14 protein-coding genes are annotated in these 21,177 nt (G+C 72.6%); 2 read left to right on the forward strand and 12 right to left on the reverse strand.

Annotation, left to right across the window (positions count from 1 at the left end; translation table 11 throughout):
* Positions 1–15: 15 nt before the first annotated feature.
* The 7 genes from B5D80_RS13305 to B5D80_RS13335 form a co-directional block, all read right to left on the reverse strand.
* On the reverse strand, positions 16–1,308 hold the full coding sequence (locus tag B5D80_RS13305; protein WP_088644165.1) for a glycosyltransferase family 4 protein: 1,293 nt from the start codon (positions 1,306–1,308) through the stop codon (positions 16–18).
* Between the two features lie 238 nt (positions 1,309–1,546).
* Positions 1,547–4,765 carry a ThuA domain-containing protein gene (locus B5D80_RS13310; protein ID WP_088644166.1) on the reverse strand — a complete coding sequence of 1,073 codons (3,219 nt, stop codon included), beginning with the start codon at positions 4,763–4,765 and terminating at the stop codon, positions 1,547–1,549.
* 404 nt (positions 4,766–5,169) lie between these two features.
* Positions 5,170–6,282, reverse strand: a complete 1,113-nt coding sequence (locus B5D80_RS13315) for a sugar phosphate isomerase/epimerase family protein (protein ID WP_245854519.1) — start codon at positions 6,280–6,282, stop codon at positions 5,170–5,172.
* 439 nt (positions 6,283–6,721) lie between these two features.
* Positions 6,722–7,303, reverse strand: a complete 582-nt coding sequence (locus B5D80_RS13320) for a TlpA family protein disulfide reductase (RefSeq protein WP_088644168.1) — start codon at positions 7,301–7,303, stop codon at positions 6,722–6,724.
* On the reverse strand, positions 7,300–7,752 hold the full coding sequence (locus tag B5D80_RS13325; RefSeq protein ID WP_088644169.1) for a hypothetical protein: 453 nt from the start codon (positions 7,750–7,752) through the stop codon (positions 7,300–7,302). The genes B5D80_RS13320 and B5D80_RS13325 overlap by 4 nt, the downstream gene beginning before the upstream one ends.
* A 76-nt stretch (positions 7,753–7,828) precedes the next feature.
* On the reverse strand, positions 7,829–9,874 hold the full coding sequence (locus B5D80_RS13330) for a M6 family metalloprotease domain-containing protein (protein ID WP_245854522.1): 2,046 nt from the start codon (positions 9,872–9,874) through the stop codon (positions 7,829–7,831).
* A gap of 199 nt (positions 9,875–10,073) precedes the next feature.
* Positions 10,074–10,991 (reverse strand): dihydrodipicolinate synthase family protein, encoded by a 918-nt coding sequence (locus tag B5D80_RS13335; protein ID WP_088644170.1) that lies wholly within the window; start codon positions 10,989–10,991, stop codon positions 10,074–10,076.
* A 222-nt stretch (positions 10,992–11,213) separates the two neighbouring features.
* On the opposite strand from B5D80_RS13335, the gene B5D80_RS13340 reads away from it, so the two are divergent.
* Positions 11,214–12,446 carry a PucR family transcriptional regulator gene (locus B5D80_RS13340; RefSeq protein ID WP_144081654.1) on the forward strand — a complete coding sequence of 411 codons (1,233 nt, stop codon included), beginning with the start codon at positions 11,214–11,216 and terminating at the stop codon, positions 12,444–12,446.
* A 385-nt stretch (positions 12,447–12,831) separates the two neighbouring features.
* Positions 12,832–15,267: a M14 family metallopeptidase gene (locus B5D80_RS13345; RefSeq protein ID WP_088644172.1), complete on the forward strand. Its 2,436-nt coding sequence runs from the start codon at positions 12,832–12,834 to the stop codon at positions 15,265–15,267.
* A gap of 51 nt (positions 15,268–15,318) precedes the next feature.
* On the opposite strand, the gene B5D80_RS13350 is transcribed toward B5D80_RS13345, so the two are convergent.
* The 5 genes from B5D80_RS13350 to B5D80_RS13370 form a co-directional block, all read right to left on the reverse strand.
* Positions 15,319–15,990 (reverse strand): TcmI family type II polyketide cyclase, encoded by a 672-nt coding sequence (locus B5D80_RS13350; protein ID WP_088644173.1) that lies wholly within the window; start codon positions 15,988–15,990, stop codon positions 15,319–15,321.
* A gap of 16 nt (positions 15,991–16,006) precedes the next feature.
* The gene (locus tag B5D80_RS13355) at positions 16,007–17,296 is read right to left on the reverse strand and encodes a cytochrome P450 family protein (protein WP_088644174.1); all 1,290 of its coding nucleotides are present in this window, start codon (positions 17,294–17,296) and stop codon (positions 16,007–16,009) included.
* On the reverse strand, positions 17,293–17,613 hold the full coding sequence (locus B5D80_RS13360) for a putative quinol monooxygenase (protein WP_088644175.1): 321 nt from the start codon (positions 17,611–17,613) through the stop codon (positions 17,293–17,295). Before B5D80_RS13360 ends, B5D80_RS13355 begins: the two co-directional genes overlap by 4 nt.
* A complete protein-coding gene (locus B5D80_RS13365) occupies positions 17,610–19,889 on the reverse strand; it encodes an FAD-dependent oxidoreductase (RefSeq protein WP_088644176.1) in 2,280 nt (759 codons plus the stop codon). The genes B5D80_RS13360 and B5D80_RS13365 overlap by 4 nt, the downstream gene beginning before the upstream one ends.
* Positions 19,890–20,148: 259 nt before the next feature.
* Positions 20,149–21,171: a LacI family DNA-binding transcriptional regulator gene (locus B5D80_RS13370; protein WP_232376994.1), complete on the reverse strand. Its 1,023-nt coding sequence runs from the start codon at positions 21,169–21,171 to the stop codon at positions 20,149–20,151.
* Between the last annotated feature and the right edge of the window lie 6 nt (positions 21,172–21,177).

Raw genomic sequence — 21,177 nt, forward strand, 5'->3', positions numbered from 1 at the left:
GGCCGGAGGAACGGCCTAATCTAACGGTCGCCGAGGTCGGGGGACATGGGCCGTTACGCCGACCGTGGGCGACCCAACGTCCGGTTCCCCGGGGCGGGGGGCGCGCAGGGCCAGCGAGAAGTAGAGTCTCTCCAGCTCACGGGCGGCGGCGTCCCAGCTGTACTCGGCGAGCACCCGGTCGCGCAGCACGGCCGCGCCGGCCCGTTCGGCCGGCAGGTCGGCGGTCACCGTGCCCAGCGCCCGCAGCAGGTCGTCGACGTCACCGTCGCGGAACAGCCGCTGCCCCGGCCCGTCGCGGTCGAGCACCTCACGGTGCGGTTCGATGTCGCTGGCCACCACCGGCAGCCCGTACGAGGCGGCCTCCAGCACGGTCAGCGGCAGCCCCTCCAGGCGGGACGGCTGCACGAAGGCGGCGGCGTGCGAGTACAACTCGGCCAGCACGTCGCCGTAGACGAAGTCGGTGAACACGATGCGCGGGTCGTCGCCGGCGGCCTCGCGGAGCCGGGCGACGTAGCCGTCGGTGAACGCGGAGCCGCCGACGATGGCCAGCCGCAGGTCGGTGGGGAGTCGCCGGAACGCCCGGACGAGCAGGTCGGCGGCCTTCTCCGGGACGAGCCGGCCGACCAGCAGCAGGTAGCCGCCGGGGCGCAGGCCGAAGCGGGACAGTTCCCGGGGCGGCCGGTGGGTGGGGGCGGCCACGCCGTTGGGAATGTAGCGGGCGGGTCGGCCGAACCGGCTGGTGTAGTGCTCCGCGAGGCCCCGGGACACGGTCACCCGGGCGTCGGGCAGGTGCCCGCTGAGCCGGTACGCGGTGCCGAGCACGGCCCGCGCCGCCCGGCCCCACTTGTCGCGCTGGTTGTCCAGCCCGTGCACGGTGAGCACCACCCGGGCGCGGGAGGCGTAGCGGGCCAGCGGCGCGGTCAGCACCGGGCCGAGACCGTGGTAGTGCACGATGTCGGGGCGCTCGGTCAGCGCCGCCAGGGTGGAGGTGGCCGAGTGCACGATGGCGTCGAGGTGCTTGCTGGGCACGGTCCGGGCCCGCCGCAGCCGGATGCCCCGGTGCCGGGTCGCCTCCACCGCGCCGTAGCTGTCCCGGCAGTAGACGGTCACCTCGTGGCCGAGCCCGGCCAGCCGGCTGGCCACCTCCTCGACGTGCCGTTCGATCCCCCCGTAGGTGGCCGGCACGCCCTTCTGGCCGATCATCGCCACGCGCAGGGGACGCCAGGCCGGCGGGCGGGTCAGGCTCGGCCCCGAGCGGTCGGGGCGCAGTTGCTCTCCCCGGTCGGCGGCGTCGTTACGGAACGGCACTGTCCCCCCTCGTTTTCGCTGACCACCGGGGCGGTGGCGCGGCCCCCGGCGCACGGGACGCTAGATGATCGACGTTCGGCCGGCCACTGGCCGGTCAGTCAGACCTGACCGGCCACCCGCGGTGACCGGTCAGGTCGGACACCCGCGGTGCCGACCGGTCGACCGCCGGTGACCGCCCGGTGCCGATACGCCGCCGGGAGGACGGAGTCTCCGTCCTCCCGGCGACCGGAGGGTGACGTCAGGAGGTCGGGCCGCCGAACTCCACCCAGTTGAGGTTGAACAGGCTGGTCGTGGGTCCGCCGGAGACGGGCTTGAAGACCAGGTAGAGCGCGTGGGTGCCGGCCGCCTGGCTGACCGGGAAGGTCTGGCTGGCCCAGGCGCTGGTGCCGGTGGTCGCGTTGAGCGTCGCGCTGGTCACCAGCTCACCGGTCGGCGAGTCGAGCCGCAGTTCGACGATGCCGCGCGGGGTTCCGGCGGTGGCCGTGGAGCCACCGGCGTACCGGAAGGTGATCTTGTCGATCCCGCCCAGGTTGATCGGGTCGAGCGCGATGTGGTCACCGTTGTCGATGCCGGACACGTGCTGGCCGCCACCGGCGTCGGTGGTGTTGGCCAGGGTGACGCCCTGCTGGACCTGGGCGAACTCGGCCTGCTGCCGGAAGGTCTGCAGGACGATCTGGTCGAGCGCGGACAGCGCCGGCTGACCGTTGGCACCCTTGTCGGTGTAGGTGGCGCTGATCGCGCCGTACAGGTAGCCACCGGCGTGGTCGGCGCCGTCGGCCGGGGTCTCGAACGAGCCCGAGCAGCCGTTGGCGTCGCTCATGCCGTGGCCGTGGGTGTCGTGGCCGAGCACGAAGGAGACCGTGACCCGGCTGCAGTCGATCGGGCCGTCCTCGGGGTCGGTCACGGTGACCGTCCACGGCACGGTGTCACCCCAGTTGAAGAAGGTGCCCGACAGCGGCGAGGTGACCTTCACCGTGGGCGCGGTGTTGCCCACGGTGATCTCGCGGGTGAGCACCGCGGTCTTGCCGCTGGTGTCGGTGACCGTCAGCTTGGCGGTGAACACCCCGTTGGTGGTGTAGGTGTGCGACGCGTCCCGGTCGGTCGAGTCGGTGGTGCCGTTGCCGTCGAAGTCCCAGGCGTAGGTGATGGTCTCGCCCGGGTCCGCGTCGTAGGAGCCCTCGGCGGAGAACTGCACGGTCAGCGGCGCCTGCCCGGAGGTCGGGCTGGCCTTCAGCTCCGCCACCGGGGCGCGGGTGCCCTTGGCGTAGCGGATCACCGACAGCGCGGCGTCCGGGTTGGCCCGGAAGAAGCCGTCGCCGTACTCCAGCAGGTAGAGGTTGCCGTCCGGGCCGAACTCCATGTCCATCGGGTTGTCGAAGACGAAGCCCGGCAGGAACTGCTCCACCCCGACCAGCTTGCCGCTGCCGTTGGTGCGCATCATGAAGATCTTGTCCCGGGTGAACTCCCCGAAGACCACCGCGTCCTGGTAGTACTCCGGGAACTTGGTCGCGGAGTCCAGCGCGGCGTCGTACTTGTAGACCGGGCCGCCCATCGGGCCGACGCCACCGGTGCCGAGCACCGGCCACTGGAACTCACAGGTGCCGGGCGGGGTGCTCAGGTACGCCTCGGCGCAGGTGGTGGTGGCCCGGAAGGTGTAATTGAGCTGCGGGTCCTGCACCGGCGGGAGGACCCGACGGCCGGTGTTGCGCGGCGAGTCGTTCACCGGCGCGGCGCAGTTGAACGCGCCCTTGGACTGCTTGGTGACGAAGTCGTAGTCGATGTACGGCAGCGTCGGCGAGTAGCAGTACGGCCAGCCGAAGTTGCCCGCCTTGTTGGTGGAGATCCACCGGCCGGTGCCCTCCGGGCCCCGCGCCGGGTTCGGCGTCTGCGAGTCCGGCGAGTAGTCGCCGATGTAGACGAAGCCCCGGGAGTCCACGTCGAAGCGGAACGGGTTGCGCAGGCCCATCAGGAAGATCTCCGGGCGGGTCTGGTCGTCCCGGTCCTCGGCCTCGGGGAACAGGTTACCGGCCGGGATGCTGTACGACCCGTCCGCCTTCACCTTGATCCGCAGCACCTTGCCCCGCAGGTCGTTGGTGTTGCCGGCGGACCGCTGGGCGTCGTAGCCCGGCCCCTGGGTCGGCGACTCGTTGATCGGGGTGAAGCCGTCCGAGCCACCGGCGTTGGTGTCGTCGCCGGTGACCAGGTAGAGCAGGCCCTTGCCGTCGAACTTGACCTCACCGGCGACGTGGCAGCAGATGCCCCGGTCGGTGTCGACCTTCATGATCTTCTGCTCGCTGGCCAGGTCCAGGTGCGGGGTCGGCTCCTCCACGAACTTGAACCGGGAGAGCTGGTTGTGCCCCTTGTAGACGTCCCAGGCCGTCGGGTCGGTGCTGGTCGTCGGCGCGTCCGTGGTGGGCGTGTCGAGCTTCGGCGCGTAGTAGGCGTACACCCACTTGTCGGTGGCGAAGTCCGGGCCGATGGTGACCGACTGGAGGCCGTCCTCGTCGTGCTGGTACACCGGGATGGTGGTGATGACCGGGCTCGCGCCGGTCTCCGGGTCGTAGAGCCGGATCTCGCCGGCCCGGGTGTTGTGCAGCACCCGACCGTCGGGCAGCACCGACAGGGTCATCGGCTCGCCCGGCTCGTCGTTGAGGATGACCTTCTCGTAGTTGGCCTTGACCGTCGCGCCGCAGTCGCCCTGGACCATGCCGGCCGACCACTGGATCGCGCCGAGCAGGTGCTTGCGGAACGCACCGTTGGCGTACGTGTCGGCGGAGTCGCCGAGCCCGGTGTAGAACGACCGGCCGCCCTGGAAGTCCTTGCACCAGGAGATCGGGTGGTCGTAGCCCATGGTGCCGCCGGTGAACGTCTTCTCGTCCACCGTGGCCAGCACGTGCGCGGTGCCCCGGACGTTGGTGGTGAAGTTGTACCACTGGTCGTTGAGGGTGAGCTGCCGGGCGAGCGGCTTGCTCGCCGGGTGCGCCCGGTCGGCCACGTCGATGAGCCCCGGCCCGCTCGACGCCGTACCGGCGGCGGTGGTGCCGACGATGTCGCGGTAGAACGTCCACGACGGCTCGGCCTCCACCGCGGCGTGCACGCCGAGGTAGCCGCCGCCGTTGCGGATGTAGCGCTCGAAGGCCGCCTCCTGGCCGCTGTTGAGCACGTCGCCGGTGGTGTTGAGGAAGACGACCGCGCCGTAGCTGGCCAGGTTGTCGTCGGAGAAGGCGGTCGAGTTCTGGGTGACGTCGACGGTGAAGCCGTTGCCGTTGCCCAGGGTGCGGATCGCGTTGACGCCCTTGTCGATCGACGGGTGACGCTCACCGTCGGTCTTGGTGAACACCAGGACGCTTGGCGTGTCCTGGGCCGGCTGGGCCAACGCGGGAGCGGTCGCGGCGAGCGGGACGACGATCCCGACCCCTGCGATCGCGGCGAGCCATCGGTGTACCGATCTTGCCATCTGGTTCCTCCGGTGGGGGACGATGTGCTGCCTGCTCCGGGCGGGTGCCGGGGCCACCCGGGTTGGTGCGGTGCTGCGTCTCGCTCTCCGGTGGGGACGGGACTACGCCGTCCCGACCCCGTGCGGTTCGCCGACCGGGGAGCTGCGTACGGCCAGGGCCCGTGCCGGGGGCGCGCGGCGGCGCGGCCCGGGGTCACGGGTCGGAAGAGGTCACGTGGTGGGAGGGCCCGCCGGGGCGGTACGCCCGGTGGTGTCCTGGACCGCCGGGCGGCCCGGACTCCTCGGGGCGGGCCCGGGAGGTGGCGGTCGCGTCGGGGGACGCGACCGCCGCCTCCGGTGCCGCCGGCGGTGGTGCGACCGCCGGTCGGTGCCCCTGCTGCGGCCGGTGGCCGGCCGTCGGCGGGTCAGTCCTTGTTGTAGATGGTCAGGTCGGCCATGTTGGCGTAGCTGAGCCGGGCGAAGTCCAGCGACTGGCCCGGGTTGGCGGCACCGCCGGGGGCGGTGTCCATCTCCCAGTTGGCGTGGTGGAAGTCGGACTCGCCGATGGTCTGGAAGAACTGCTGGAAGTTGATGTCGCCCTCACCGAGCGGGATCATCTCGTAGCCGTTGGCCAGCGCGGAGTTGCGGTTGCCGTCCTTGGCGTGGAACAGCGGGAACCGCTTGGTGCGTCGGGCCACGTTCAGGATCGGGTCGAACAGCGAGGTCTTCTGCTGGCCGGCCGAGTTGGTGTACTTGGTGTGCTTGAACCGGGCCACGTACGCCCAGTAGATGTCGCACTCGAAGTAGACGTACTTCGGGTCGGTCTTGGCGAAGAAGTACTCCAGCCGGCGCACGCCGGAGGAGCGGGTCGGCTTTCCGTTCGCGTCCAGCGGGCCGCTGTCGAGCAGGAACGAGTAGGCCACGTCGTGGTTGTGGGTGTAGAGGCGCATCTTGCGCTCCTTGGCCTGCCGGCCAAGCTCGTTCCACAGGTCGGCCGCGGCGTCCCAGTCGGACTGGTAGGCGCTGTTGGTCGGGTCGCTGCCGGTGCCGATGTTCTTCATGCCGAGTTCCTCGGCGATGTCCAGCTGCTGCTGGAAGGTGGCCGCGTTGATCGACGTGTGGGTGCCGTTGGCGACCAGCCCGTTGTCGTCCAGGATCTTGCGGATCTCGGTCGGGGTGATCTGCCGGCCCAGGATCGAGGTGTGCTGGTTGTAGCCGGCGAACTCGATCTCCTTGTAGCCCATCTCGGCGAGGCTGGCGAGCACCCGCTCGAAGCCGTAGGGCACGCCGCTGTCGTCCGGGGCGGCGGAGATCCGGTCCCGGACGCTGTAGAGGATGATGCCCCGGTTCTGCTCCGGGATGAGCGGGTCGACCCGCCACTTGCCGTCCGCGCGGGCCGGACCCTTGGTCTGGAGCACCGGCAGGCCGGCCGCGCCGAGCACGGCGGCGGCGCCGGCCGACGCGGCCAGCAGCTTACGGCGGGTGACCTGGGCACGGTACTGGGGGTCGGAGGCCATGCGGCGCTGATCCTCGTTCACAAATTCCACCTTTCGAGGGTGGCCCTGACGGGCCACTGAGACGTGCGAGTCCTGCTGGGAGGGTCGAAGGACCTGCGCCGCCGAATACGCGTGGCCCGGTGGATGACTGCTCGGTCAAGGGGGGATGTCAACCGTGTTACGTCTGTGAACCGGACACTAACGGTGGCCGACGGCTAAAGATAGACCTCGGACGGAGAAACTTTTGTTCGCACGAACAAAAGTTCCTGTCGGTCAGAACCGATGCCCGAACGGTCGTCCACACCCGGCCCCCCGGTCGATCCCCCGTCCCTCACCAGCACGAACACCGACGCCGGCCGGGACGCGGACAGGCGGACGCGACGCGGCGGCGTGGGGTCGACCGGAATCGAATCGACACCACGCCCACCGCGTCGCCACCGACCGGGCGTCGGTCGGTCCGCCGCCAGCGGGTCCGGGTCCGCTACCCGGACCCGGCCAGCACCAGTTCCCCGAGCCGCTGCTCCAGCGCCGCCGCGTCCAGGCCGCCCGGCCAGCCGCGCAGCAACGCGCCGCCCTTCGCGACCAGCACCACGGCCGGTGGCTCGCGCACCGCGTACGACCGCCAGACGGTCTGCTGTTCGTCCACCACGACGGGATACTCCACCCGGTGCGTCCGCAGGTAGTCCTGCAACTCGTCGGCCTGGTCGGCACCGGCCACGCCGACGAAGACCACCCGGTCCCGGTGCCGGCGCGCCAGCTCGCTCAGCGCGTCCTGCCGGTCGGCGCAGGTGGTGCACCAGGAGCTGAAGAAGGTGAACACCACCGGGCGGTCGGCCCAGAGCCGGGCGGCGGTCAGCGGGGTGCCGTCGGTCAGCCCGCCGGTGAACGCCGGGGCGGCCGGCGCGTCGCCGGGCGGCGGGCGCAGCGCCAGGTCGGCGGGGACCGGTCCGGGCAACGTCGCGGCGCCCCCGGCGAGCGCCGCCGGTGCGGGCCGGTCGGCCGGTCGGGCGGTGCAGCCGGCCAGCACCAGCACCGCCAGCAGCCCGGCGAGCAGCCGCCTCACGCCGGCACCACCGCGACCAGCGCCGGACCCTCACTGGTGTCCGGGGTCAGGTCGAGCGCCGGCCGGCCGGCCACCTCCAGCCGGTACCCGGCGCGCTGCGGCACCTGCACCGGCACCGCGAACTCGCAGTACGTCGGCACCCGTTCCACCCCGAGGTCCTCGTCGAACGCGGCGACCGCCGTGCCCGCCGGCAGCGTCCCGGTCACCAGGGCCGCCCCGTCGGGGTCGAGCACCCGGAACGGCGCCCGGTGGTGGAAGTAGAGGTACGGTCCGGTGCCGGCGCAGTCCACGCCCTCGGCCCGGATGTTGATGTCGCGGACCAGGACCCGGACGGTGGTCGGGGTGACCGCCTCCGGTCCGGCGTCGGGGCCACCGCAGCCGGCGGCCCCGGCCAGCAGCAGGATCGCCAGCGCGCCGACGCCGTGGCGGGCGCTCGTGGTCAGCCGCACGTGGTCTCCTCCCACCCGTGCCGTGGGTCCGTGGCGGCCTGCGCCACCACGGACCCACGACGTCGGTCGATTCCGGTCAGGACTTCTCCACCCGGCACTGCTTGGTCACCGTCTTCGACGGGTCGCTCTCCGAGGTCGCGGTGAGCTTGACGAAGCCGGTGTCCGCCGCGGCGGCGGTGGCCCCCACCGACACCCGGACGGTGGTGGACTTGCCGAACTGGGCGGTGGCCAGCGGGTTGGGCAGCCAGGTCCGCCAGCCCTTGCCGGCCACCTCCGCCGAGAGCCGGTAGACGTCCGACTTCAGGTACGCGGTCGCGTCCTCCGGGTGCTGCTGGCCGCCGGCCGAGTACGTGCCGCTGTTGGTCAGCTCGAACGAGCAGGTCACGCCCCGGTTGGTGGGCTTGCCGGTGCTGGTCACCTCACCCTTGCCCAGGGACACGCCGTGGGTGCTCGGCCCCCCGGTGCCGTCCAGCGACCGCACCGCCACCGTGTACGACAGCGAGCCGGCCGCGTCCCGCTTGAGGTCGACGATGTAGAAGTGCAGCCGGTTGGCCTCGTCGACGTACTCGTACTGGCTGCCGGTGTCCGCCCCGGCGTGGAACAGCGCGTCGGAGAGCTGCCGGTAGTCACCCATGGTGATCTTCTGCGGGGTGCCGTCCGGCCGGTAGAAGTCGATCATGTCGATGTCCTGCGGGTTGGCGTCCACCACCCACTGGAACGGCGCGCTGTCGGCGTTCTTGGTCTTGCTCAGCAGCACGCCCCGGTCCGGGGTGAACGAGTCCGCCCCCATCCGGTCGACGACCTCGATGGTGTAGTTGTTGAAGCTCCCGCCGTCGCACAGCGGGTTCGTGGCCACCGTGCAGGCCGGCGAGAGGTCCTTGTTCAGGGCGATGTTCACCCCGGTCAGCCCCTTCGGGCCGGCATCGACCGCGCGGGCGGTCACCTGGGCGGTGACCATCCCGGACGAGGCCAGCGCCTCCCGGGACAGCCGCAGCACGTGTTCCTCACCGAGCAGGCCGATCTTGAGCTTGTCCCGCACCGTGTGCAGCGAGCCCATCGAGCCGCCGTTGGTCGGCGGGATCTGCCAGCGGGTGTGCGGGCCACCGGGTCCGTTGAACGACCCGCGCGACATCATGCTCCAGATGCCGGTGTACGCCCGGCGTAACGGCTCGCCGTACGGGTTGTTGTAGTTGTCGCCGATGCCGAGCAGGTGGGTCAGCTCGTGGGCGTACACCCCCATGCCGGAACTCTCCCCCTGGGTGGAGGAGCCGCTACCGGCGTTGGGCCACAGCGTCGCCGCCGCCTTCCAGGAGGTCCACTCCACGTAGCGGGTCTTGGCCCAGTTCGGCAGGTTCGGGTCCGGCGGGCCCCAGGCGTCCGGCACGTCCTCCTTGTTCTGGAAGATCATCTGCCCGAACTCCTGCCAGGTGGACGACTCGTCCTGCCCGGCGCTGAGGATGAAGACCAGCTCGTACTGGTTGGCGACCGCGTCACCGACGGCCGCCCGCCAGGCACCCAGCCCGTCGGTGCGGATGTTCTTGTTGCAGGTGTCCCCGCTGGGGCAGGCACCCGGGTTGAAGCTGTTGTCCAGCCCGTACTGGTAGGACTTCGCCGGCATCTGGTACGGCCCGAACCCGGCCAGGTCCACGCCGTAGCGCCCGTTGGAGTCCTGCATCCAGTACTCGTGCAGGGTGTGCCCCTTGTTCAGGGTGTTCGGGGTGTTGAGGAAGTCCTGGTAGAACTTCGGCACGTCGGCGCGGGGGATGTTGGCCGCGACCGACTGGGGGTTGCCGAAGACCGTCGAGCGGGCCCGCTGGGACACCGCGAACGTCTGGTCCGGATAGTCGAGCGCGACCAGGGCGATCTTGAAGTTGCGGATGGAGCCCCGCACGCTCGGGTCGGCCCAGTTCTTACCGGGCACCGCCCGGTAGTCGTCCCAGGTCATGGTGTCGGGGTTCTGCCAGGCCTGCGGGTCGAGGACCTGGAACGGCGCGGTGCCGCCGGCCGGGTTGGCCGGGGCTGCGGCGGCCTGCGTCGCGGCGGTCGCCACGAGCGTGCCGGCCAGGACCGCGGCCAGCACACGACGCCGCAGTCGGGGGGTGTTGCGAGGAGCACGGTGCACGGGTTCACCTCTCGTCGGGAGGGACGCGGCCGCCGGTGACCGGCGTCCCGAGGGGTGGCTGCCGGGACGCCCGCACACCGGGCCGCGCAGCGAATCTAGGAGGACGGGCCGGGGCCGGTCACCGTGCAGATGTCGGCAGGTGGCCGGGCGGCTTCCGACACCTGAAGGACCGGCGTCGGGTCGCGGCCGGCCGCAGGGTTCAGCGGGGACGACCGTCGGTGACCGGGTCGACGGTGACCGACAGGGCCCGGACCAGGTCCCGGCGCAGCCGGGCGGCGGCCGCCGGCGGCAGCGGCCCACGCGGCGGACGGCACCGGCCACCGAACCGCCCGGCGGAGTCCATCGCGAGTTTGATCGCCTGCACCGCCTCCGGCCGGGAGCCCCAGCCGAAGGCCGGGTGCAGCTCGGCGTAGAGCGGCAACGCGCGGGCCAGGTCACCGGCGGCGCACAGGTCGTACAGGCGCAGGGCCGGCCGGGGCAGCGCGTTGGACAGGCCGGACACCCAGCCCCGGGCCCCGCACAGCACCAGTTCCAGCAGCACGTCGTCCGCGCCGGCCAGCACGTCCACGTGCGGGCAGAGGTCCCTGATCCGGTGCACCCTCCGTACGTCGCCGGAGAACTCCTCGACCGCGACGATCCCGTCGGTCTCGGCGACCCGGGCCAACAGCTCCGGGGTGAGGTCCACCCGGGTCTCGTACGGGTCGTTGTGCGCCACCACCGGCAGACCGACGGCGGTCACCTCCCGGTAGTGGGCGACCACGTCGGCGTCGCCTGCGGGATAGCCGTCCGGGGGTGGGGCGAGCACCCCGTGCGCCCCGGCGGCGGCGGCCTGCTCCGCCCAGCGGCGGGACTGCCGGCTGCCGTACCCGCCGACCCCGGGCAGCACCGCGCAGCCCGGCGGGGCGGCCTGCACCGTGGCCCGCACCACGTCGGCCCGCTCGTCGTCGGACAGCGCCCGGTACTCCCCCACCGACGCGCACGGCGTCACCCCGTGGCAGCCCGCCCCGGCCAGCCAGCGCACGTGCTCCTGGAGCCGGTCGAAGTCGACGCCGAGGTCGTCGCGGAACGGCGTGGTGACGGCGACCAGCACCCCCCGCCAGGGCCTACCAGCTGTCACTCGGGCGTTCCCTCCTGCGCGCCGGCGGCCCGCTGCCCACCGCACCGGAACCTTACGATCGTCGATCACCACGGTGCTTCGGACAATTGCCGGAACAGTCGCCGTGGGGGCCGTCCTTTTGTCGGTAGATCCGCGGTGGACCTTGCGCACAGGCCCACCGGCCGCAGAGGGTAGGGCACCGGCTGTCGCACCCCCTGCCGCGCAGCCAACCAGGGGAGATCCATGCATGGTGAGCTTCAGCGCATAGTCGACGCCGTCGCCGCCCGGGTGGGGCGTCCCGCCCTCATCGAGGACCGGCGGCAGCGGGTGGTCGTCTACAGCGAACACGACGGTCCGATGGACGAGGTGCGCCGGATGTCGATCCTGCGCCGGCAGACCACCCCGGAGGTGATCGCCTGGTTCCGCCGGATGGGTGTGCTCACCGCCCGTGAGCCGGTGCGTACCCCGGCCGACGTCGACCTCGACCTGCTGCCCCGGGTCTGCGTACCGATCTGGCACGACGACCTGCTGCTCGGCTTCGTCTGGTTCATCGACGACGACGGGTCGATGACCGACGCCGACATCGCCACCGCGACCGGCGCGTTCACCGACCTGTCACTGGCCCTCTACCGGGAGAACCTGCTCGGTGAGCTGGCCTCGCAGCGGGAGTCCGAGGCCACCCGGACGCTGCTGGTGGAGAGCCCGCAGGCCCGCGCGCACGCCGTCCGGGCGCTGCTGGAGGAGGGCACGGTCGCCGGCGACGGCACGACCACTGCGGTGGTGGCCCAGCTCGCCCCGGCCGACGGGCGGCACCCCGACGAGGTGGCCCGGATCGCCCTGGAGCAGGCGCTGGTGGCGACCCGCCGGTGGCTCGGCGTCCGGGAGTCGCTGCACATGGTGTGGCCGGACCATGGCGTGCTGCTGATCTGCGGCGGCCGGATCGCCGGCCGGCCCACCCCGCAGGCCGCCGCCGGGTATCTCGACGACGCGCTGCGGCAGGCGACCCGGGGGCTGTCCTCGGTGGAGCGGACGGTGACCGGGATCGGTCAGCCCCGCCCGGGGCTGGTCGACGCGGTGCAGTCCTACCGGGAGGCGGTGCAGGCGGCCCGGGTGGGCGTGCAACTGCCGGCGCTGGGTCCGGTGGTCTCCTGGGCCGGCCTGGGCATCTACCGGGTGTTGTCGCAGCTCGACGGCCGGGACCTCGACGTCGCCGGGGTGCACCCCGGGCTGGAGCGGCTGCTGCGCGACGACGCCCACCAGGTGCTGCTGGAGACCCTGGAGGCGTACCTCGACCTGGCCGGCAACGCCCACGCCACCGCCGAGAAGCTGCGGCTGCACCGGACCACCCTCTACTACCGGCTGCAACGGGTCGAGCAGCTCGCCGACACCGACCTCAAGGACGGCAACGAGCGGTTGTGCCTGCACCTGGCGATGAAGCTGGGCCGGCTCACCGGCCACTACCGGTCGGGGTCCTGACCGGCGCGGGGTCCCCGCGTCGACCGTCGGGACAGGACACCCGCGCCACCCGCGCTGTGACAGCCCGTGTCCGTCCGGACAGATCATTGACAGATCCGAGCGGGTACGGCCAGGATGGGCGCACCGATCGGCATTGCCCCCACGACCGACCGTAACCAGGTACGCCCTCACGCCCGTCCCGCAGACCGGATCGGCGCCGGTCCGTCGCCTCCGTACGCCGGGAGACACCCCGTGTCCCCCGTCGTCGGCGGTCGACGTCGCGGTCCGGCCGCCCACCGTCGTCCGACCGTCGGCGTCCGAGCTCCCCCGTTTCGCACCCCGCCCGACGGCGGGCGCTGCCGCGCGCCGTCGGCCCGTCTCGCACCCCCAGGAAAGGTGGCCCGAGATGTCTCGTTCCGCACTCCCCCGCCGTTGGCGGCGGTTACCCGCCGCGACGGCCGCCGGCGTGGCGTTGCTGCTGCTCGCCGGGCCGGCGACCGCCGGCACCGCCGCCCCGGCCGACCGGGAGGCCGACGCCCCGGCCGTGCTCGAACGCTCCGCCGACGAGCAGGCCGACGTGGTGGAGGTGACGGTCGACGGCACGGCCCAGCTCGACGCCCTGGTCGCCACCGGCGTCGACCTCGACCACCACGTCACGCCCACCGAGGCGGGCATCGTGGTGCACGCCGTGGTCACCCCCACCGAGGTCGCCGCGCTGAAACGGATGGGCTACCGGGTCGGCGCGGTGCTGCACGACGCCGACGACTCCGCGCAGCGGATCAGCGAGCGCGAGGCGACGATCGCCGCCCACCGGGCCGAGAACCGGTCGTACACGGCGACCCTGGAGCGCAGCGCCGCCACCTCCGACGTGAAGATCATCCGGGCGGACTACTACACCTCCGGCACCAACCAGGTGCTCTCGGTCGAGGCGAAGTGGGCCCAGGGGCAGACCTCCACCAGCACGTTGACCGTGGCCCGGGACAGCGGCCCCGGCACCGAGATCGGCTCCGGCGGCACCCAGAACATCACCCGGTTCGTCGACGCCGGGGTCTACCTCTACCACCGGGGCGCCGCCGCCGTCACCGCCCGGCCGCAGCGCATCCAGATCACCAGCCCCACCGGTGACGTCGCGGTCGCCGAGGTCAAGGAGTGGCTGCCGATCCCGGCCGACAGCCCGGAGGGCCCCGGCTACCAGAAGGACTTCGTCACCAGCTACCTCACCCCGACCGAGCTGTACGACCGGATCAAGCGGCTGGCCGACGCCTACCCGCAGCTCGCCGAGGTGGTGAAGCTGCCGTACCAGACCAACGGGTACCGGCGTAAGGCGCAGGTGGTGCTCGGCGGGACCGCCGCCACCCGGGTCGCGGTCGACTCGCTCGCCTGGGGGCACGAGGGCGGCAACGACATCACCGTCGAGCTGGCCGACCCGGGCGCGGCCGACCGGCCGCTGGCGGTCACGGTGACCGGCAAGGCCATCCGGGTCAGCCTGGCCACCGACGCCACCGGGGCGGTGACCAGCACCGCCGCCCAGGTCGCCGCGGCGCTGACCGCCGAGGCGGGTGCGCTGGTCACGGCGTACACCTATCGGGGGGACGCCGGGGCCGGGGTGGTCGCGCCGGTCGCGTCGACGCCGCTGTCGGACAACCTGAAGGCGCCGGCCGGGGTCTCCCGCGACCCGCACCCGGTGTACGCCATCCGGATCGGCAAGTACCGTGACGGCTCCCGCACCGGGGTGCTCGCCTACGCCCAGGAACACGCCCGGGAATGGGTCCCGCCGCTGGTCACCATCGAGACCGCCGAGCGGCTGCTGCGCAACCACGCCACCGACGAGAACACCAAGCAGCTGCTGCGCACCCTGGACATCTGGATCGTGCCGTCGATCAACCCGGACGGCGGGCACTACTCGTTCTACGACTACGCCTCGCAGCGACGCAACATGACCAACCACTGTGCCCCGGGCGGCGCCACCGACGCGCTGGCCCGCAACTCGTGGGGGGTGGACAACAACCGCAACTACACCGAGTACAGCCTCTTCGACGGCTACTCGGGGGCGTCGGCGAGCTGCACCGGCGACACCTACGCCGGGCCGAGCGAGCTGTCCGAGCCGGAGAACCGCAACGTCGACTGGCTGGCCCAGCGGCCGAACATGAAGTTCTCGATGAACCTGCACTCCTCCGGCAACTACTTCATGTGGTCGCCGGGCGCGTACGCCACCCCGGGCCGGATCTCCGCGCCCCGGCCGACGCTGGCCGACGAGTCGTTCTTCTGGGGCGCGTCGTCGCGTATTCTCACCGCGATCAAGCGGCACCGCAACATGGCGGTCACCCCGGCCAGGACCGGCCCGATCTCCGACGTGCTGTACTCGGCGGCGGGCAACTCCGGTGACATGCTCTGGTACAAGTACGGCATCTACGCCTGGAACTTCGAGGTGGGCACCAGCTTCCAGCCCACCTGGGAGGAGGCGCACCAGGAGACCATGGAGTTCAGCAACGGCCTGGTCGAGCTGCTGCGGGTGGCCCGGGACTACGACAAGGACCGCAAGCGCCCGACCAGCACCATGTCGGTCACGCCGAGCGCCACCGAGGGCGCGGTCAGCGTCCGGTTCGACGTCAGCGAACCGGCGGCGGTGTTCTACACCCTCGACGGCAGCAAGCCGACGTTCGCATCCACCCTGTACGCCTCGGCGGGCATCCGGGAGGGGGGCGAGACGCTTACCGTCCCGGCCGGCACCAAGGTCCACTGGTTCTCGGTGGACGCGGCCGGCAACATCGAGCGCAACTACCGGCCGGACGACGACAGCCTGACCTTCAACCGGGGCTGGGCGACCCTGCCCACCGGCTGACGGGCACACCGGCGGGGGCCCGCGCCACCGGGCCCCCGCCGGTCGACCGGCTCAGTCCCCGGCCCGCCACCGGTAGAACTCCGTCGCCACCGCGTCCAGCGGGCTGCCCCAGGTGTCCGGGTCGAACGGGCTGATGTACGGGCTGAGATCGTCCATGATCTTGGCGAACGCCGGCTGGTCGTGGCCCTGCCGCACGGCCCCGTCGAACGCCTCCCCGACGCGCTCCAGCACGTGCAGGTAGACGTCGTCGATCGAGTACAGCCACCGCCCGGTCACCCCCATCGTGGCGGGCAGCGGGCCGGCGTCGGACTCGGCGAAGATCTGCGCCACGGTGGGTTCCGCACCCGGCTTGATCCGGGCCACGATGACCGTCCGGCTCGGCTCGCCCGCGTCGGACGGCGGCTCGGCCGGCGTCCAGGAGTAGAACTCCTTCGCCACCGAGTCCGACGGGTTCCTCCAGTCCCTCGGGTAGGGCGTCACGTACGGGGCGATCTGCTCGGCGATCTGCTGGAAGGCCGGCAGGCCCCGGGTCTGCCCGGTCACCCGCGGGTCCGCGTTCCGCTCGATCAGGGGGATGTAGAGGCCGTGGAAGGACAGCAGGGTCCGCCCGACCACGCCCAGGTCCTGCGGGCGGGTGGTCCGGTCGTAGTACCCGAACACGTCGGCGACGGTCTGCTCGCTGCCCGGCACCATGCGGCAGACGATCACGTTGCGGAAGGTCATCGGAGCTCCTCGGGGATCAGGCGGTACGGGTCGGCTCGGTGGGGCGGGGACGACTGGCCGGCGGTGGCGACACCGGCGGGGCGGAGGGGGCGAACCGGACCGGCAGCTCCAGCAGGCCCCGGAACGGGGACGCCGCCGGCAACCGGCGCAGCTCGGCGGGCGGCACGGCCAGGCGCAACCCGGGCAGCCGGCGCAGCAGCGCCGCCAGGCCGATCTGGGCCTCCATCCGGGCCAGCGACACCCCGAGGCAGTAGTGCACGCCGTGGCCGAAGCCCAGGTGCGGCCCCCGGACCCGGCGCAGGTCCAGCCGGTCCGGGTCGACGAAGTGCGCCGGATCGTGGTTGGCCGCGTTGAGCACCACGCCGACGATCGACCCGGCCGGGATGCGCACCCCGCCGTACTCGACGTCCTCGGTGGCGACCCGGGGGCTGGCCACCGGCAGCGGGCCGTCGAAGCGCAGCAGCTCCTCGATCGCCGAGGGCAGCAGCTCCGGGGTGTCCCGCAGCAGGTCGAGCTGGTCGGGATGGGTCAGCAGGGCCACCGTCGCGTTGCCCAGGAAGTCGGCGGTGGTCTGGTGCCCGGCGAACAGCAGCAGGAAGGTGGTGGTGACCAGTTCCGCCTCGGACAGGCTGCCGTCCTGGTCACAGGCGTCGATCAACGCGCTGATCATGCCGTCGTCCGGGGCGGCCCGCTTGGCGGCCACCAGTTCCGCCAGGTAGTGGTGCAGCCGTACCTGCGCCTCGCCGACCGCCGCCCGTTCCTGCGCCGGCGGCCGCCGCGACGACCCGGAGGTACGGATCACCTGGGTCCAGTCCAGGACCCGCTCCTGGTCGGCCCGGGGCACCCCGAGCAGTTCGCAGATCACCACCATCGGCAGCGGGATCGCGAAGTCGTGCATCAGCTCGGCCCGGCCCTGGGCGACGAACCCGTCGATCAGGTCGTCGACGATCTGCCGTACCCGGGGACGCAGCGCCTCGATCCGGCGGGGCGCGAACGCCTGCGACACCAGCCGGCGCAGCCGGGTGTGCTCCGGCGGGTCCGAGTTGAGCATGTTCCGGTTCAACGCCTCGGAGTTCGGACCGAATATCTGCAGGTAGTGCTGCCCGGGGCCGTAGAGGTCCTTGGACAGCCGGGGGTCGGTCAGCGCCGTGCGCGCGTCGTCGAACCGGGTCAGCAGGTACGAGTCGAACCGGGGTGAGCTGACCGGGCAGACCGGCGCGTCCGCGCGTAACCGGGCGAAGGACGGGTAGGGGTCGACGGCGAACTGCTCGGTGTAGAGCTGTGCGGCGGGAAGCGGCTCGGTCATCTCGTCTCCTCGGGCGCGCTGGGCATGCTGTGCAGCACCTGGTAGGTGTGTCGTTCGGCGGATTCCCGCAGGTCACGTACCACCCGCAGCAGCCGGTCGCGGTGCTCGCTGCGGCCGAAGGCGTCCAACCGTTCCCGGTCCGCCCAGTCGCTGATGATCAGGTAGCTGCGCGGGTCGTCGGCGTCCCGGACGAGGTCCTGGCGCAGGCACCCGTCGAGCTGCCGGATCTGCTCCGCCGCCGAGAGCCACTCCGCCTCGAACCGCTCCGCGCAGCCCTCCCGGGTGCGCATGGCGAGCACCGTGCGCACGGGCGTCACCGCGCACCGCCGAAGACCAGGTGCAGGTTCTTGCGCAGCGCGTCGGCGTCGATCGGCTGGCTGCGGAAGCCGACGTGCCCGTCCGGGCGGACCAGGTACAGGGCGGTGCCGGTCACCCCGTACCGGGTGCGGAACTCGCCCCCGGCGTCGACCACCACCGGCGGCGCGGCCGGCCCCGGTGCCCCGGCGTCCGGGCTGAGCAGCAGGTACGCGTCGACCTCACCCCGGGTGAGGGCGCGGACGTCGGCGCAGAGCCCCGGCACGGCGGCCAGCGCCGCCGGTTCGGCCGAGGCGTCGGCGTAGAGCAGCAGGGTGTGCCGGGTGCCGGCGGTCAGGTCACGCAGCCGCAGCGGATGCCCCACCCCCTGCCGCCGCAACCCGCCCAGGTCGGGGGCGCGGTCGCCGGGGCGCGGGCCCGACCGCAGCCCGTCCGGGTCGGTGACGCACTCGCCGACCAGTGGACTGTCGGCGTAGCTCAGCAGCAGGGACATCTCCTGGAGGAACTGCCGTTCCAGGTCGGCGCGGTCCAGTTCGTCGGTGAACGCCATCCGTACCGCGCGGCCGACGATCTCCTCGCCCTCCGGGCGGCGTTCGGCCTCGTAGCTGTCGAGCAGGCCGGGGGCGGCGATCCCGCGTACCGCCAGCGCCACCTTCCAGGCCAGGTTCCAGGCGTCCTGGATGCCGGTGTTCATCCCCTGTCCGCCGGCCGGCGGGTGCAGGTGGGCGGCGTCCCCGGCGACGAAGACCCGGCCGTGGCCGTACCGGTCGACGATGCCGTGGCTGATCCGGAACACCGACGACCAGCGCAGGTTCGCCGCCTTGGTGCCCGGCGGGGCCAACCGGTCCAGCGCGGCCTGCACGTCGTCGAGGGTCGGTTCGGCCAGTTCCTCGCTGAACCCGGGCGGGGCGTCCCGGCCGCCGGTCTGGGCGAAGAACCGGGGCGGCGCGAGGGTCGCGATCCGGTACCGGCCCTGCCCGCGCAGCGGTACGCAGACCAGCATGCCGTCCATCCGGCCGTCGGTCTCGTGCAGGAACCGCAGCAGGTGCCCGTCGGGCATGTCCCAGTTCACGTCGACGTCGGCGAGCATGAACAGTTGCGGGAACCGGCCCAGCCCACCGGAGAACGTCAACCCGAGCAGGTCACGGACCCGGCTGTGCGCACCGTCGGCACCGATCAGGTACTGCGCCCGGACGGTGCGGATGCTGCCGTCGGCGAGGGTGAGGGTGGCCAGCACGCCGTCCGAGCCCTGGGTGAACCCGGTCAGCTCCGCGCCGCGCTGCGGCCGGACGCCGAGGGTGGCCAGCCGGTCGGTGAGGAGGCGTTCGGTCTCGTACTGGGGCAGACCCAGGTGCGCGTACGGCAGGCCGGGCAGCTCCCAGCTCATCCGGTGGGTCTGGGTGCCGTTGACGAACACCACGTTGCCGGTGAGCCAGTTGCCGGCGTCCATCGCCTCCCGCACGATGCCCTGCTCGGCCCAGATCTCCATGGTGCGGCAGTGCACCCCGATCGCCTTGTCGGCCTGGCCGGGCGGGGCCACCGACTTCTCCACCACCCGGCAGTCGATGCCGCGCCGGGCCAGCTCGACGGCGGCGGTCAGCCCGGTCGGCCCCGCCCCGACGATGAGTACGTCAGTTGTCGTGTGCACGTCGGTCTCCCTACCGGTGCTGGCTGCCCGGTCGACGCCGGGACGGGTCGTGGGGTGGAACAGTCGACGGCGGAAGTCGAGCAGGAACGGCGCGATCGGCCCGGCCTCCTCCCGCGCGTGGGCCGGGTTGGCGACCCAGCGGTGGAACTCCGCCCCGGTACGCCACTCGGCGAAGATGTGGTGGACGTCCGAGTCGGGCTCGCGCAGCAGGTCCTCGCGCAGGTAGCCGGGGACGCCGGACATCCGGGCGGTCACCTCGGCGTGGCCCCGGTGGAACTCGGCGAGCCGGTCGGCCGGGACGGTGACCTCGACGTCCACCAGGATCGTCGGGTCCCCGTCCGGCTCGTCGCGCATCACCAGGTGGTCGTCGGCGGTGGCCGGTTCGCACCCGTCGCGCAGCGCGTCGGCGAGGTGGGCCGCCACCGGGCCGTTCTCGTAGTCGTGCAGGGCGTCGTCGTCGGCCCACTCGGTGACGAGCACGAACGTGTGCGGGTCGTTGGCGTCGAGGAACAGCTCCCGGCGCAGGTTGCCGGGCAGTGCGCCGATCTGCGCCGCGGCCGTCCGCCACGCCGACCGGACGCGCTGTTCGGCACCGGGGCGCGCGCGGACCCGGAGCATTGTCCTGATCATGGGGTCTCCCTTGACGGCCTGCCCGAGACGAGGGTCCCGACCGCCGGCACCCGCACCGGCCGTCGCCGTCCGACCCTGTCGCAGCGCACGTCACCCCGCCGTCACCGGCGGGCGGACCCGGGTCGCCGCCCGTTGACGCCACCGGGACGACCCGCGACACGGTTCGTCATCCGGGGACACACCGACGTCGCGCAGGGGAGGCCGCCGCGCGACGCCGCCGCACCTGCGGCGCACCGGCACGGCGTGCCGGGCGGGCGGGTCAGGGGCGGCGGTTGCCGCTGCTCGCGCGGACGACGAGCTCCGGCTCGACCTGGGGACGGGGGGTGCCCGCGCCGGTGCCGTCGAAGAGTTCCAGCAGGGCCGCCACGCACCGGCGGCCGACCTCGTCGAAGTCCTGCCGCACGGTGGTCAACGGCGGGGAGAGGTACTCGGCCTCGGGGATGTCGTCGAAGCCGACGACGCTGACGTCCTCGGGAATCCGCGCGCCCCGCTGGTGCAGGGCGCGCAGCAGGCCGAGCGCCTGGTGGTCGTTGGCGCAGAACACCGCCGTCACGTCGGGGCGCTCCACCAGGGACTGCCCCAGCTCGTAGCCGGCCCGGGGGCTCCAGTCGCCGACGATGACCGGCGGGACGCGGCGGCCCGCCTGCTCCAGGGTCTGCCGCCACCCGTCGACCCGGTCCCGGGCCTCCAACCAGTCCCGGGGGCCGGCGATGTGCCAGACCGTCTCGTGGCCGAGGTCGAGCAGGTGCCGGACGGCCAGCCGGGCCCCGGCCACCTGGTCGACCGAGATGCTGGGCAGCTCGCCGCGCTCCCCGCTGGCCTCGACCACCACCGCGGGCACCCCGGTGGGCAGGCCGTGCACGGCGACCGACGCCGTCATCATCGGGGTGATGACGACGACGCCGGCCACCGACTGCTCGGTCAGCGCGTCGATGGCCGAGCGCATCCCGCTACGGTCCAGCCGTTCCAGGGTGACGATGCTGATGCCGTACCCGGCGGCGCGGGCCGCCCGTTCGATGCCCAGCAGCGTGGCCGCCGGCCCGAACAGGATGGTGTCGAAGCTGACCACGCCGATGACCCGGGAACGGCGGCCGGCCAACCCCCGGGCCAGGGCGTTGGGCCGGTAGTTGAGCTGGTGCACGGCACGCAGCACCCGTTCCCGGGTCTCCGGCCGAACGCTCGGGTGGTTGTTGAGCACCCGGGACACGGTCTGGTGCGACACCCCGGCGAGTTGCGCGACGTCGCTCATCACCGCGGCGCGTTCGGGCCGCTGCTGGCCCATGGCGGC

Source organism: Micromonospora wenchangensis (genome assembly GCF_002210435.1).
Classification (GTDB): domain Bacteria; phylum Actinomycetota; class Actinomycetes; order Mycobacteriales; family Micromonosporaceae; genus Micromonospora; species Micromonospora wenchangensis.

What these genes read in the sequence shown, in the direction of transcription:
- B5D80_RS13365 (WP_088644176.1), bottom strand. Translation starts at nt 19,889, where the DNA reads ATGATCAGGACAATGCTCCGGGTCCGCGCGCGCCCCGGTGCCGAACAG.
- B5D80_RS13340 (WP_144081654.1), top strand. Translation starts at nt 11,214, where the DNA reads ATGCATGGTGAGCTTCAGCGCATAGTCGACGCCGTCGCCGCCCGGGTG.
- B5D80_RS13350 (WP_088644173.1), bottom strand. Translation starts at nt 15,990, where the DNA reads ATGACCTTCCGCAACGTGATCGTCTGCCGCATGGTGCCGGGCAGCGAG.
- B5D80_RS13355 (WP_088644174.1), bottom strand. Translation starts at nt 17,296, where the DNA reads ATGACCGAGCCGCTTCCCGCCGCACAGCTCTACACCGAGCAGTTCGCC.
- B5D80_RS13370 (WP_232376994.1), bottom strand. Translation starts at nt 21,171, where the DNA reads ATGGGCCAGCAGCGGCCCGAACGCGCCGCGGTGATGAGCGACGTCGCG.
- B5D80_RS13345 (WP_088644172.1), top strand. Translation starts at nt 12,832, where the DNA reads ATGTCTCGTTCCGCACTCCCCCGCCGTTGGCGGCGGTTACCCGCCGCG.
- B5D80_RS13310 (WP_088644166.1), bottom strand. Translation starts at nt 4,765, where the DNA reads ATGGCAAGATCGGTACACCGATGGCTCGCCGCGATCGCAGGGGTCGGG.